Origin of the sequence: Yersinia rochesterensis, assembly GCF_003600645.1 — a bacterium.
In the GTDB taxonomy this organism is placed as follows: Bacteria; Pseudomonadota; Gammaproteobacteria; order Enterobacterales; family Enterobacteriaceae; genus Yersinia; species Yersinia rochesterensis.
On sequence record NZ_CP032482.1, the window covers coordinates 4,079,125 to 4,092,236 of the forward strand.

The following is a 13,112-nucleotide window of genomic DNA, read 5'->3' on the forward strand; positions in this document are numbered from 1 at the left end:
CTTACTCTTGTGCTCTCCCACTTATGAGAGAGCACTGGATCATTGTTTTAAACCCGAAAGCTTATTTGCCACGGGCTTCGATAACGGCTTTAGCGACGTTACTAGGTGCTTCAGCATACTCCAGGAATTCCATGGAGTAAGAAGCACGGCCCTGAGTCTGAGAACGCAGGTCAGTAGCATAACCGAACATTTCAGACAACGGAACCTTGACGCGAACGGTTTTACCGGTAGCAGTATCTTCCATACCTTCGATGATACCACGACGACGGTTAAGGTCGCCCATTACGTCACCCATGTAATCTTCAGGGGTTTCGACTTCAACCTTCATGATTGGCTCAAGCAGAACTGGTTTAGCTCGTTTGAACCCTTCTTTAAAGGCGATAGAACCGGCTAATTTAAACGCCAATTCTGAGGAGTCAACGTCATGGTAAGAACCGTAGTGCAGACGGATTTTAACGTCAACAACCGGGTAACCAGCCAGAGGACCGGCTTTCAGTTGTTCCTGGATACCTTTATCAACAGCAGGGATGAACTCTTTAGGAATAGAACCACCAACGATTTCGTTGACGAATTCATACCCAACACCACCCGGTGGCAACGGAGACATGTCGATAACAACATGACCGTACTGACCACGACCGCCTGACTGCTTAGCATGCTTACCTTCCACGTCCTTAACGGTATCGCGGATAGTTTCACGGTATGCAACCTGAGGTTTACCAACGTTTGCTTCCACATTAAATTCGCGGCGCATACGGTCAACCAGGATATCCAAGTGCAGCTCACCCATACCAGCGATGATAGTCTGACCAGATTCTTCGTCAGTCCAAACGCGGAATGATGGATCTTCTTTCGCCAGACGACCCAGAGCCATACCCATTTTTTCTTGGTCGGCTTTGGTTTTTGGTTCAACGGCAACAGAGATTACTGGCTCTGGGAACTCCATACGTTCCAAGATGATCGGATTAGTTGGATCACACAGAGTGTCACCCGTCGTCACATCTTTCAGACCGATCGCTGCTGCGATGTCGCCTGCACGAACTTCTTTGATCTCTTCACGTTTGTTGGCGTGCATCTGAACGATACGGCCCAGACGTTCACGCTGTGAACGTACTGAGTTCAACACTGTGTCACCGGAGTTAACAACACCAGAGTACACACGGAAGAACGTCAGGTTACCCACAAACGGGTCAGTAGCAATTTTGAATGCTAGTGCAGAGAACGGCTCTTTGTCGTCTGAGTGACGAACAGCCGGAGTATCTTTACCGTCGTCCAAAATACCGTTGATTGCTTCAACGTCAGTTGGTGCTGGCAGATAGTCGATAACTGCATCCAGCATTGCCTGTACGCCTTTGTTCTTAAACGCAGAACCACAGGTAACCAAGATGATTTCGTTGCGCAGAACGCGTTGACGCAAAGCTTTCTTGATTTCTTCCTCGGTCAGCTCTTCGCCGCCCAAGTATTTATCCATCAGCTCGTCAGATGCTTCTGCAGCAGATTCAACCAGATTCTGGTGCCATTCAGCAGCCAGCTCAGCCATATCAGCCGGGATCTCTTCGTATTCGAAGGTCACGCCCTGATCAGCTTCGTTCCAGTTGATCGCTTTCATTTTCACCAGGTCGATAATACCGGTGAATTTCTCTTCCGCGCCGATTGCCAGTTGCAATGGAACTGGATTCGCGCCCAGACGAGATTTAATCTGACCAACAACTTTCAGGAAGTTAGCACCCATGCGGTCCATTTTGTTAACGAACGCAATGCGTGGAACTTTATATTTGTTAGCCTGACGCCATACGGTTTCAGACTGTGGCTGAACACCACCAACTGCACAGTAAACCATTACCGCGCCATCAAGAACACGCATGGAACGTTCTACTTCGATAGTGAAGTCAACGTGCCCTGGGGTGTCAATGATGTTGACGTGATGTGGTTCGTACTGTTTAGCCATACCAGACCAGAAGCAGGTAGTAGCCGCAGAAGTAATGGTAATACCACGCTCCTGCTCCTGTTCCATCCAGTCCATGGTGGCTGCGCCGTCATGAACTTCACCGATCTTGTGGTTTACACCGGTGTAAAACAGGATACGTTCGGTAGTGGTTGTCTTACCGGCGTCGATGTGAGCGCTGATACCGATATTACGATAGCGCTCAATGGGTGTTTTACGAGCCATTTGATTCCTCTATTCCTAGGGCGTTCATTCGGTTAACCCATGCGGGTTGGCTTAAAGCGCCCGCATGGTTAGCATGACTACTGCGTGGTGATTACCAGCGGTAGTGCGCGAACGCCTTGTTAGCTTCGGCCATACGGTGAACGTCTTCACGTTTCTTAACAGCAGAACCTTTGTTCTCTGCTGCGTCAGACAGTTCATTCGCTAAGCGCAAAGCCATGGATTTATCACCGCGTTTACGAGCAGCATCAACGATCCAACGCATTGCCAAGGCATTACGACGAACCGGACGAACTTCAACTGGTACCTGATAAGTAGAACCACCAACGCGGCGAGACTTAACTTCGACAGTCGGGCGCACGTTGTCCAGAGCTACTTCGAAAGCTTCCAGAAAATCTTTACCAGAACGCTGAGCCAGGGTCTCCAGCGCGGTATAGACGATTGCTTCTGCAGTAGATTTCTTACCATCTACCATCAGGATATTTACAAATTTAGCCAGCAATTCAGATCCGAACTTAGGATCTGGTAAAATTTTACGCTGGCCAATTACACGACGACGTGGCATGGAAATACTCCGTTGTTAATTCAGGGTTGTCCAAAACTCTAAGAGTTTATTTTGACATTAATGTGAAAATGTTTGGCCTTACTTAACGGAGAACCATTAAGCCTTTGGCTTCTTCACGCCGTACTTAGAACGTGATTGCTTACGGTCTTTAACACCTGAGCAGTCAAGCGCGCCGCGAACGGTGTGGTAACGCACACCTGGCAAGTCTTTAACACGACCGCCACGGATCAGGATCACGGAGTGTTCCTGAAGGTTATGACCTTCACCGCCGATGTAGGAGGTGACTTCAAAACCGTTAGTTAAACGCACACGACAAACTTTACGCAGTGCGGAGTTAGGTTTTTTCGGGGTGGTTGTATATACGCGGGTACATACACCACGTTTCTGCGGGCATGCTTCCAGCGCAGGAACGTTGCTTTTAGCAACCTTCATGCTGCGTGGCTTGCGAACCAGCTGGTTAATCGTTGCCATTATTAAAAAAGCTCCTGGTTTTTTGCTTCGTAAACACGTGATAAATCCCCCTCGTTTGCACTACTGGCAGAGAACGAGGACGCAGAATTTTATGGCTGACTATCTAAGGTGTCAAGAAATATACAGCATTGACTGCATTACCATGCCAGTTGCTGCTGATGTTTTAGGGTCAAATCCACAAAGCGAGTATAACCGATTAGCATGATTTTGTCTGAAATTTGACCACCCAAGCCACGGGCAATAACGTCATCTTCCAACACAAATAGCGAAGCGGGGTTATTTAACAACAAGTTAAGACTTTCACTATTTTTTAAAACCGCCATCACTCCATTTTGCAGAAATAGAATTTCATCTTCCGATGTGACGAGTTTCAGCAATGCAGATAAATCGCAGTGATAAGGTGAATGACTGACGGTATACAGCATTATGGCTACCCAAATCTCATTAGAAAGTCAGTACAACATCATAATTTGCCAATTGGCGGCGTAAATTTACCGGAGATAACACCGCAACATCAAGTATCCAATCCGTCACTTCACTCAATCCACGCTGCTGTAATGAGGCTTCACAGATATAACAATTCTCAACATCGTACAGAGGTAAGACACCGAAAGTTGCAATATAGTTTCTGGAGAGAATTTTTTCTGGCTGCTGCTGTGGCAAAAGCTGCAAAACACCATCCGAAATAAAGAATACCCCGATGTCTTCACTCAAAGCAGAAGTTGCCAGCAAGGCATCTAACCCTTCCCGTCCCGCTGAATTACCATGCGGGCTTTGGGTGAAAACAAAAGCAACACTATTCTTACCATTCTCTGCCATTAAAATTGCACCATGCGGTCACAGGTTAATGCGGCTTCAGCCAGTGCACCTAGCCCACTCAAGGTAAAACCGGGTTGCAGATTTACTCCCGCCAAATCGAGTTGGTCAGCTTCATTTTGGTCAGTAACACCACGGCGCAATGCCGCCGCCACACAAACATTTAGCTCAATCGAATGGTTAAGTGCGAGTTGCTGCCACGCCCGTACCAAATCAAACTCATCACTAGCAGGTGCAGTTAATTGGTTAGCATTCAAAACACCTTCGCGGTAGAAGAAAACACTAACCAAATTATGGCCTGAACTTATCAGTGCTTGGGCGAACTGATAGGCGCTGCTGGCCTGCTGGGTGCCATAGGCTGGGCCTGTGACCATCAGACAATATTTCGCCACCTTTGCCCCTGACATTAACGCTCGTGTCCCACGAGATCGCCACTTTTGAACTGGCGAATGTAAAGATAAACCGTGTGTTTGGAAATATTTAGTCGCTCAGCCACCTGATTAATTGCATCTTTGATATCAAAAATACCTTTCTCATACAGATTGAGAACAACCTGGCGGTTCTTCGCATTGTTAGACACATTGCGATCAGCATTAACTTCCTCAATAGTAAATTCCAGTGTTTGCGCCACCAAGTCATCGACCGATGAAGCAAAGTTTACTGAGGAAGCAACCTCCTGAGTTTCCGGCGGCATGAAAGTCTTAATGATTTGCGAGAAAGGCACATCCAGATTTATGTTAATACATAACAGGCCAATAGCGCGCTGGTCGCGGTTACGGATAGCGATAGTGACAGATTTCATCAGCACACCGCTTTTGGCGCGTGTGAAATAGGCTCTTGAAACACTGCTGTCTGCACCCGCCATATCATGCAGCATCCGCAGGGCCAGGTCAGTTATCGGCGAGCCAATTTGCCGGCCGGTGTGTTCGCCATTAGCAATTCTTACCGCAGAGTTTTTCAGGTCTTCCAGTGAATGCAGGACAATTTCACAGTGGTTGCCAATAAGCATCGCCAAGCCATCAACGATAGCTTCGTATGATTTGAGTATTTCATGGTCCGTCTGACTGAACGGACGTTCATCCAGTAAATCCAGTTCACTGGTTTCGCTACTGAGAAGCGAATTAGACATCGAAGACACCATCCTCTACATAAAGCCTGTCTCAATATCGTCGGCAGACTCATAACTCAAATATATCGAATTTTAAGTCTAGCAAATATGCCGAGATAAAATCCTTGCGTTTGCGCGTGATCTTGACGTTAAGCCCACAAACCATAAATCGTCAAGTTATCAACGAGCAGAAGGTAGATATACCGCAAAAAAAACCGCCACGACAATTATCGCGGCGGTTATAGCAGAACCGGGTACTAGGTTACGACAACAAAGGCGCTAAATTATTTTTTAGCTTTTGCGTCCGTAGCAGCAGGTTGTTCTTCTTGAGCGTCAGCTTTAGGTGCCGCTTTAACATCCAACAACTCTACATCAAATACCAGAGTAGAGTTGGCTGGAATGCCTGGGACGCCAGTTTTGCCGTAAGCTAACTCTGGTGGAATAACCAGAGTGACTTTGCCGCCTTTCTTGATTTGCTTCAGGCCTTCGGTCCAGCCAGGGATAACACCATCAAGACGGAAAGACAGTGGCTCACCGCGTTTGTAAGAGTTATCAAACTCAGTACCATCGGTCAGAGTCCCTTTGTAGTTAACTACCACGGTATCACTGTCTTTTGGTGCTTCACCGGTACCGGCTTTCTCTACTTTGTACAGCAGGCCAGATTCAGTTTTCTTCACATCTTTTTCTTTAGCAAAAGTTTCGCGGTACTTAGCACCTTTATCGGCGTTTTCTTTAGCATCTTGCTCCATTTTGGCTTGAGCAGAAGCTTTCACGCGCGCTTCAAAACCTTGCAAGGTTTTTTCGATTTCTTCATCAGTCAGTTTACTTTTGCTCGCAAAAGCATCCTGTACGCCGGCGATCAACTGGTCTTTATCCAGTTTGATGCCCAATTTTTCTTGCTCTTTCAGGGAGTTATCCATATAACGCCCTAATGATGCACCTAATGCATATGCAGATTGCTGGTCATCATTCTTAAATGCGCTATTTGTCGTTGCAGCCGCATCAGCGGTTTTGGCTGTTTCAGCAGCAAAAGTCGCAGAAGTATTCAGGGTCAGCGCCATGGTGGTAGCCAGTAGCGTTACTTTAAACAGTGATTTCATCCATTTCTCCATTGGCTTAAGGACACTTACCCCAAGCAACGATTATAAGTGTGTCTTGTACTATAACTGTCTGTGCGAACACAAAACAATCTCTATGCAGATGCTATTAAGTGATATTAAGACTTTTTTTACTACAAGAAGTTTCGTTTTATCGATATCTTGACCCTCTCAGGGCAATCATGGGGTTTTACAGGTAGTATTGCCCGCCCTTGTTTTATGGCCGTCGAGCTGTTTTATGGCCGTCAAACGGAAAGTGATCAGAGGGTATGGTTTGCAGTCATAAGAGGATATTAAGATGGAACAATCCCTGTTTGAGCAACGGCTAGAAACGCTGGAGAGCCGTCTGGCATTTCAGGAAGTGACGATTGAAGAACTCAATTTGATCGTGACGGAGCACCAGATGGAAATAACCAAATTACGCGAACATCTGCGTTTATTGACCGATAAGCTGCGAGAGTCTCAGTCTTCCATGATGGCTTCACCAGCAGAAGAGCCGCCGCCGCCGCACTATTAGTCGCTCGCGTAATTGCAATTCGATTGACATAAATAGCAAAAAGCCAGCCGCAAGGCTGGCTTTTGACTGACCATATCAAATGTTAGTGACAGGTCAGATGTTAGTGACAGCCGCAGCCGCCGCCTTTACCACAACCGCCTTTACCATGTTCGTGACCTTGGTCACTTTCATCATGGCCGTGGCCACCGCAGCAACCGTCACCGTGTTCATGGTGATGATCATGCTCACCATGGACGTGACCATGCTGCAGTTCTTCTTCTGTTGCTTCACGGATAGCAACCACTTCAACGTGGAAGTTCAAATCCTGACCCGCCAGCATATGGTTACCATCAACCACAACGTGCTCGTCTTCAACAGCCGTGATTTCGACTGGCACTGGGCCTTGGTCGGTATCAGCCAGGAAACGCATGCCAACTTCCAACTCGTCAACGCCCATAAAGACGTCTTTCGGTACGCGCTGCACCAGATTCTCATCATAGCTGCCGTAACCTTCGTCGGCGTTTACACGCACGTCAAAGCTGTCGCCCGCTTCGTGGCCTTCGAGCGCTTTTTCCAAACCTGCGATCAGGGAACCGTGGCCGTGCAGGTAGTCCAACGGCGCGCTCACCGGAGACTCATCAACTAACACACCGTCTTCTGTACGCACCTGGTAAGCCAGGCTGACCACCAAGTCTTTTGCTACTTTCATGATATCTCCTACCCTTGGAACAAAAATTGGCACAGATTGTAGCGGAAATCTGCACCGCTGTACTCTTCAGCATAAAAAAACACGAAGAATAACGCTACTCTGGATCGAAAATTCCGATCACTTGTTCATTCTCACGGACATGCTGATTGACCTGTTCATCCGTCTGACGCTGATGGTGACCGCACTTAACACACTCCACCACTTCTACTTGATCTTCACGCCATAAAGCCAGCGTATCCAGTGCCTTACATTGAGGACAAACAGCCCCGGCGATGAATCTTTTACGTGTTGCTGTCTTGTTATTTGGCGGAATTGTTTTGTTATTTAGCGTAATAGACATCATTTTCTCCGGCATTATTCGTATTCATCCCACCCATCTAACTGCCGACTTTCATGCAGCATTTCTCGTTGGAAAATATCTTCCAGCTCACGGCGGGCTTCTTTAATTCTGGAAATTTGCGCGACATCCCCATGATGCTGCGGTACCAGCTCACGCAACATTCGCATGTCGAGACGGCGGAAATGTTGCTGTGCTCGGTAGGCCTGATGCGGATGCATCCCTAATTCCAGCAGTGTTTTTCGCCCCAACTCCAACGCACTGGAGAAAGTCTCGCGCGTAAAATCTTTAACCCCATTTTGCAGCAATTCATGCGCTTCAACACGCCCTCTGGCACGGGCCAGGATGTGCAAGTTGGGGAAATGTTGCTGGCATAAATGCACCAGCGTCATGGTGTCTTCCGGCTCGTTACAGGTGATCACGATAGCTTTGGCTTTTTCCGCTCCGGCAGCCCGCAACAGTTCTAGCTCGGTAGCATCGCCATAGTAAACTTTATAGCCGTATTTGCGCATCACACTGACGGCACTGACATCGCGCTCCAACACGGTAATGCGCATTTTGTTCGCCATCAGTAAGCGCCCAATCACCTGACCAAAGCGCCCGAAGCCGACAATAATGACCTGCGGGTCATTATCTTCAACAAACGGCTTCTCGTCGCTCTCTTCCTGCGCGTTGTAACGGCGGATCAAAATGCGGTCAATCCCCTGCATCAAAAGCGGCGTGGTCATCATCGACAGAGTGACCACCACCAGCAGCAATGCCAGTTGTTCAGCATCCAACACGTGCTGAGAGAATGCTGCGGAGAATAACACGAAAGCAAATTCGCCCCCTTGACTTAGCACTCCAGCAAATTGCAGCCGCACCGAACGGCGCAAGCCAAATGTCCGCGCCAAACCATATAGCACTGCGCCTTTGATGAAGACCAAGGCCAGCACGCCGAGCAGCACATCCAACAAGTGAGTAAACAAGACGCCGAGGTTCAAAGCCATCCCGACAGAGATGAAAAATAGCCCGAGCAGCAGCCCTTTAAAGGGTTCGATGGCAATTTCCAACTCATGCTGGAATTCACTTTCAGCCAGTAATATCCCAGCGATAAAAGTCCCTAGCGCCATTGATAGGCCCAGAGCATCCATAAACAGCGCCGACCCCAATACCACCAGCAAAGCCGCAGCAGTGAAAACTTCCCGCACACCAGAGGCCACAATGTAGCGGAATAATGGGCGCAGCAAATAGCGGCCGCCAATCAGCATGCCAGCAAAAGCCGCGATTTTGATGCCAATCTTGACCCAATCATTCGCCGCCCCGCCGCCACCGGCCAAAATAGGAATCAGCGCCAAGGCGGGGATCACCGCCATATCCTGAAACAGCAAAACCGAGAAACCGAGCTGGCCGCCTTCATTGCGGTTCATGCCCTTTTCCCGCATCAGCTGCAATGCCATCGCGGTTGAAGACATCGCCAAACCGACACCGCCAATCACCGCCGCCTGCCAGGCAAAATGGCTAAAGTAGAGCAATGCCCCCAGCACCGCTGCGGTTATCACCACCTGACCCGCACCAACGCCAAAAATAGAGCGCCGCAACTGCCAAAGCTTGGCCGGATTCAATTCCAAGCCAATGATAAACATCAGGAAAACAACACCCAACTCGGAGAAATGGAGTATTTCATCGACATCACGAATAAAGCCCAATCCCCAAGGGCCAATGGCGATACCCGCAATCAAATAGCCCAAAACCGCCCCAATACCGAGGCGCTGGGCAATGGGAACCGCCACCACAGCGGCAAATAAGAATAATAAAATCGCGGTCAGTAGCGCCGAGCTTTCCATATTCAAAGCCCTCCGGTCGGTAGCGGTGACTGCAACCACTGCCCATAAGCTTGCGCATGACTGGCCAGGACTTCCGGCTTCTGCCGCCGTGCCCAGTAAATAATCATCGGATTCATCCAATGCATATGGCACATAGCTGCCGTCAATTCGAAAGGCCGCAAAATATCTTCCATCGGGTAACGGTTATAACCGCCAACGCGATAGGCTCCTTCTGGCTCGCCGGTAGTTATCACCGAACGCCAGTATTTACCGGTCAAAGCATGCCCCCCGACCCCATTAGCAAAGCCACGCGCCAGCACCCGATCCAGCCACTCTTTCAGTAACGCCGGGCAACTGTAAGTATAAAGAGGATGTTGAAAGACAATAATTTGATGCTCACGTAGCAATTGCTGCTCATGGTGAATATCAATAAAGAAATCCGGATAATGTGCATATAAATCGTGCACAGTGACATGCTCTAGCTGCTGCACCGGTTGCAGTAAAACCCGGTTAGCCACCGAGTCCTGTGATTCCGGATGGGCATACAGCAGCAAAACCTTGGGTGGCTGCGACATCATTCCCCTCCAAAGCGTCGTCAGGGTCCGGTTTTTCCGTTACCATGCTTCGCAAAGACCAAAAAATAGGGCGCTAAACACCCTGTTCACCCTCACATAATGACAATTTAACATACGGCACTCTATGATTGTTTTTTCCTCACTACAAATTCGACGTGGTACTCGTGTCTTGCTGGACAACGCGACAGCAACGATTAACCCTGGGCAAAAGGTCGGGCTGGTCGGCAAAAACGGCTGTGGTAAATCCACTCTGCTGGCGTTGCTCAAAGGCGAACTCAGCGCCGATGGGGGCAATGCCACTTTTCCCAGTAACTGGGCGCTGGCTTGGGTCAATCAAGAGACCCCCGCTCTGGATGTGCCGGCGATAGAGTATGTTATCGACGGCGATCGCGAATATCGTCAGTTAGAGGCCGAACTTCAGGCCGCCAATGAAAAAAATGACGGCCATGCCATTGCTACCGTGCATGGCAAACTCGATGCCATTGACGCCTGGACCATTCAGTCGCGTGCAGCCAGTTTGCTCCACGGGCTGGGCTTTTCTCAAGAGCAATTACAGCAGCCGGTGCGTTCATTTTCCGGCGGCTGGCGGATGCGCCTTAACTTGGCGCAAGCACTGGTTTGCCGCTCTGATTTGCTGTTGCTGGATGAACCGACCAACCATTTAGATTTGGATGCAGTGATCTGGCTGGAAAAATGGCTGAAAAGCTACCCCGGCACACTGGTGCTGATTTCCCATGACCGTGATTTCCTTGATCCTATTATTGATAAAATTCTGCATATTGAACAGCAGACTCTGAATGAATATACCGGTAACTATTCATCTTTCGAACGCCAGCGCGCCACCAAGCTGTCGCAGCAACAATCGATGTATCAGAATCAGCAAGAAAAAGTCGCGCATCTGAAAAGTTATATTGACCGTTTTCGTGCCCAAGCGACCAAAGCCAAACAAGCCCAAAGCCGTATTAAAATGCTTGAGCGGATGGAGCTGATTGCACCGGCCCATGTGGATAATCCATTCCACTTCAGTTTCCGCACACCGGAAAGCTTGCCAGACCCCCTGTTACGGATGGACAAAGTCAGCGCCGGTTATGGCGACCGCACTATTTTAGAATCCATCAAGCTCAATCTGGTGCCGGGCTCGCGCATCGGCCTGCTAGGCCGCAATGGCGCGGGTAAATCTACTTTAATCAAACTGTTAGCAGGGACACTGGAACCAAAAAGTGGTGAAATCGGTCTGTCCAAAGGGATTAAACTGGGTTACTTCGCCCAGCATCAGCTTGAATTCTTACGAGCAGATGAATCTCCGCTGCAACATATGAGCCGCCTGGCCCCCAAGGAGCCGGAGCAGCAGTTGCGCGATTATCTCGGTGGCTACGGTTTTCAGGGGGATCAGGTTACCGACCCTACCGCTCGCTTCTCCGGTGGTGAAAAAGCGCGGCTGGTATTGGCGCTGATTATCTGGCAGCGCCCTAACCTGTTGCTGCTGGATGAACCGACTAACCATCTGGATCTTGATATGCGCCAGGCATTGACCGAAGCCTTAATTGATTTCGAAGGCGCATTGGTGGTGGTGTCCCATGATCGTCACTTATTACGGTCTACTACTGATGACCTTTACCTGGTACATGACGGTAAAGTGGAGCAGTTCGACGGCGATCTGGAGGATTATCAACAGTTTCTGGTGGATGTACAGCGCCAGCAAAACCAGCAAGATAACCCCGGCAAAGAGTTATCCGGCAACAGCGCACAACAACGCAAAGACCAAAAACGCCGCGATGCTGAGTTCCGCAGCCAAACCCAGCCTTTGCGTAAGCAAATTATGACGCTGGAAAAACAGATGGATAAACTCAGTACCGAATTAGCAGCAGTTGAGGAGCAACTCGCTGATTCCGCGCTGTACGACATAGCTCGCAAGAGCGATCTCACCCAATGCTTACAACAGCAGACGCAGGTGAAATCCAAGCTGGAAGAAACTGAGATGCATTGGTTGGATGCACAAGAGCAGTTGGAGAATATCACCAAGCAATTTGAAGCGGGGTAACCCGCTTTTCAAAAAAGACCTATATTAAGGATAATAAGGTTATGAATAAAAAGGATATTACCGTCATAGTGCCGGTATTTAATTGTCAATCAACAGAATAAGGGGCTATCTGCGGCGCGTAATGCTGGAATAGCCCGGGCGACCGGAACCTGGATTGCATTTGCCGATGGAGATGACTGGCTGGCTCCCGAGACTTTATCAACCTGGCTACAGCAAGCTAATCAACAACAACTCGATTTATTGATTGGCAATGGCTATTCCTTCGTCACCGCCCCCCAACACTCCACCAGCCCCCAACTGTTGCATAAATAGTCTTGGGGTCAGGTACTGAGTGGTAAACAATGGATTATTGGGAGTGTTGAGCGCAATGAGTGGCCACATTATGTCTGGCTGCAACTGATTCGCCGTGATCTTATTCAAACCCATCAGCTCGCATTCATCCCAGAAATGTTACACGAAGATATTCTGTGGACAGTCCAACTGGCATTAGTAGCACAACGTGTGGGTTACTGTGCCGCACCATTTTATGGCTACCGCACCAATCCCAGTTCAATCACTCACTCCCATTCAACTCAAGATCTCTTGCTTCGAGCGAACAGCTATATCAATATTATCAAAGGATTAGTTGATATCGCTGACGCGGCAGAGCCAAACTTACGCCGTGCTTTGCTCCGCCATGCTAACCAAGAGAGCGGCCATTTTTTAGGGCTGATGCGCAAAAGATTGCCCACCTCATCGGAACGCAGCGTACTCGCCACCAAGTTCTGTCAATTGAAGTTACACTCAGCCCTGTTCCGCGGCATTGGTAACAAACATGAGTTCTGGCGGGCACTACGTTGCACACTGACTATCACGCGTTATGCATGGCAAAAACATTCATTACATAAATAGATATTAAATTGATGTTTATTTTTGTTATTGCTCA

At 48.8% G+C, this 13,112-nt stretch carries 14 protein-coding genes and 1 pseudogene; 3 read left to right on the forward strand and 12 right to left on the reverse strand.

The genetic code is table 11. The features are described from left to right. Positions 1–61 precede the first annotated feature (61 nt). The 8 genes from fusA to fkpA form a co-directional block, all read right to left on the reverse strand. Positions 62–2,170, reverse strand: coding sequence for an elongation factor G (gene fusA, locus DXZ79_RS19060; RefSeq protein ID WP_038637115.1), 2,109 nt, complete (start codon positions 2,168–2,170; stop codon positions 62–64). 91 nt (positions 2,171–2,261) lie between these two features. Beyond that, positions 2,262–2,732: a 30S ribosomal protein S7 gene (rpsG, locus tag DXZ79_RS19065; RefSeq protein ID WP_002212324.1), complete on the reverse strand. Its 471-nt coding sequence runs from the start codon at positions 2,730–2,732 to the stop codon at positions 2,262–2,264. Between the two features lie 96 nt (positions 2,733–2,828). Next, positions 2,829–3,203 carry a 30S ribosomal protein S12 gene (gene rpsL, locus DXZ79_RS19070; RefSeq protein WP_002212323.1) on the reverse strand — a complete coding sequence of 125 codons (375 nt, stop codon included), beginning with the start codon at positions 3,201–3,203 and terminating at the stop codon, positions 2,829–2,831. Positions 3,204–3,340: 137 nt separating this feature from the next. Next, complete coding sequence (gene tusB, locus DXZ79_RS19075) at positions 3,341–3,628, reverse strand: sulfurtransferase complex subunit TusB (protein ID WP_038637117.1); 288 nt, start codon at positions 3,626–3,628, stop codon at positions 3,341–3,343. A 19-nt stretch (positions 3,629–3,647) separates the two neighbouring features. After that, entirely contained in the window at positions 3,648–4,022 is a 375-nt protein-coding gene (tusC, locus tag DXZ79_RS19080; protein WP_038637119.1) for a sulfurtransferase complex subunit TusC, read from the reverse strand. Next, a complete protein-coding gene (tusD, locus tag DXZ79_RS19085) occupies positions 4,022–4,426 on the reverse strand; it encodes a sulfurtransferase complex subunit TusD (RefSeq protein WP_050291813.1) in 405 nt (134 codons plus the stop codon). The genes tusC and tusD overlap by 1 nt, the downstream gene beginning before the upstream one ends. After that, entirely contained in the window at positions 4,426–5,148 is a 723-nt protein-coding gene (locus DXZ79_RS19090; protein WP_038637124.1) for a helix-turn-helix transcriptional regulator, read from the reverse strand. The genes tusD and DXZ79_RS19090 overlap by 1 nt, the downstream gene beginning before the upstream one ends. A gap of 263 nt (positions 5,149–5,411) precedes the next feature. Continuing rightward, on the reverse strand, positions 5,412–6,227 hold the full coding sequence (gene fkpA, locus DXZ79_RS19095; protein ID WP_038637126.1) for an FKBP-type peptidyl-prolyl cis-trans isomerase: 816 nt from the start codon (positions 6,225–6,227) through the stop codon (positions 5,412–5,414). A gap of 295 nt (positions 6,228–6,522) precedes the next feature. On the opposite strand from fkpA, the gene DXZ79_RS19100 reads away from it, so the two are divergent. Next, positions 6,523–6,741, forward strand: coding sequence for a SlyX family protein (locus DXZ79_RS19100; RefSeq protein WP_004391440.1), 219 nt, complete (start codon positions 6,523–6,525; stop codon positions 6,739–6,741). A gap of 100 nt (positions 6,742–6,841) precedes the next feature. Here the strand turns inward: DXZ79_RS19100 and slyD are convergent, their stop codons facing one another. The 4 genes from slyD to kefG form a co-directional block, all read right to left on the reverse strand. Then, positions 6,842–7,429, reverse strand: a complete 588-nt coding sequence (gene slyD / locus DXZ79_RS19105; protein WP_038637128.1) for a peptidylprolyl isomerase — start codon at positions 7,427–7,429, stop codon at positions 6,842–6,844. Positions 7,430–7,523: 94 nt separating this feature from the next. Next, positions 7,524–7,769, reverse strand: a complete 246-nt coding sequence (locus tag DXZ79_RS19110) for a YheV family putative zinc ribbon protein (RefSeq protein WP_042562659.1) — start codon at positions 7,767–7,769, stop codon at positions 7,524–7,526. A gap of 14 nt (positions 7,770–7,783) precedes the next feature. Then, a complete protein-coding gene (kefB, locus tag DXZ79_RS19115; protein WP_038637131.1) occupies positions 7,784–9,592 on the reverse strand; it encodes a glutathione-regulated potassium-efflux system protein KefB in 1,809 nt (602 codons plus the stop codon). A 2-nt stretch (positions 9,593–9,594) separates the two neighbouring features. Further along, entirely contained in the window at positions 9,595–10,146 is a 552-nt protein-coding gene (kefG, locus tag DXZ79_RS19120) for a glutathione-regulated potassium-efflux system ancillary protein KefG (protein WP_038637134.1), read from the reverse strand. A gap of 124 nt (positions 10,147–10,270) precedes the next feature. On the opposite strand from kefG, the gene DXZ79_RS19125 reads away from it, so the two are divergent. After that, positions 10,271–12,187, forward strand: coding sequence for an ABC transporter ATP-binding protein (locus tag DXZ79_RS19125; RefSeq protein WP_038637137.1), 1,917 nt, complete (start codon positions 10,271–10,273; stop codon positions 12,185–12,187). Positions 12,188–12,259: 72 nt separating this feature from the next. Further along, positions 12,260–13,078: pseudogene (locus tag DXZ79_RS21230) on the forward strand (glycosyltransferase); the annotation flags it as partial. Positions 13,079–13,112 lie beyond the last annotated feature (34 nt).

What these genes read in the sequence shown, in the direction of transcription:
- kefG (WP_038637134.1), bottom strand. Translation starts at nt 10,146, where the DNA reads ATGTCGCAGCCACCCAAGGTTTTGCTGCTGTATGCCCATCCGGAATCA.
- kefB (WP_038637131.1), bottom strand. Translation starts at nt 9,592, where the DNA reads ATGGAAAGCTCGGCGCTACTGACCGCGATTTTATTATTCTTATTTGCC.
- DXZ79_RS19110 (WP_042562659.1), bottom strand. Translation starts at nt 7,769, where the DNA reads ATGTCTATTACGCTAAATAACAAAACAATTCCGCCAAATAACAAGACA.
- rpsG (WP_002212324.1), bottom strand. Translation starts at nt 2,732, where the DNA reads ATGCCACGTCGTCGTGTAATTGGCCAGCGTAAAATTTTACCAGATCCT.
- DXZ79_RS19100 (WP_004391440.1), top strand. Translation starts at nt 6,523, where the DNA reads ATGGAACAATCCCTGTTTGAGCAACGGCTAGAAACGCTGGAGAGCCGT.
- DXZ79_RS19090 (WP_038637124.1), bottom strand. Translation starts at nt 5,148, where the DNA reads ATGTCTAATTCGCTTCTCAGTAGCGAAACCAGTGAACTGGATTTACTG.
- tusD (WP_050291813.1), bottom strand. Translation starts at nt 4,426, where the DNA reads ATGTCAGGGGCAAAGGTGGCGAAATATTGTCTGATGGTCACAGGCCCA.
- tusC (WP_038637119.1), bottom strand. Translation starts at nt 4,022, where the DNA reads ATGGCAGAGAATGGTAAGAATAGTGTTGCTTTTGTTTTCACCCAAAGC.
- fkpA (WP_038637126.1), bottom strand. Translation starts at nt 6,227, where the DNA reads ATGAAATCACTGTTTAAAGTAACGCTACTGGCTACCACCATGGCGCTG.
- fusA (WP_038637115.1), bottom strand. Translation starts at nt 2,170, where the DNA reads ATGGCTCGTAAAACACCCATTGAGCGCTATCGTAATATCGGTATCAGC.
- slyD (WP_038637128.1), bottom strand. Translation starts at nt 7,429, where the DNA reads ATGAAAGTAGCAAAAGACTTGGTGGTCAGCCTGGCTTACCAGGTGCGT.
- tusB (WP_038637117.1), bottom strand. Translation starts at nt 3,628, where the DNA reads ATGCTGTATACCGTCAGTCATTCACCTTATCACTGCGATTTATCTGCA.
- DXZ79_RS19125 (WP_038637137.1), top strand. Translation starts at nt 10,271, where the DNA reads ATGATTGTTTTTTCCTCACTACAAATTCGACGTGGTACTCGTGTCTTG.
- rpsL (WP_002212323.1), bottom strand. Translation starts at nt 3,203, where the DNA reads ATGGCAACGATTAACCAGCTGGTTCGCAAGCCACGCAGCATGAAGGTT.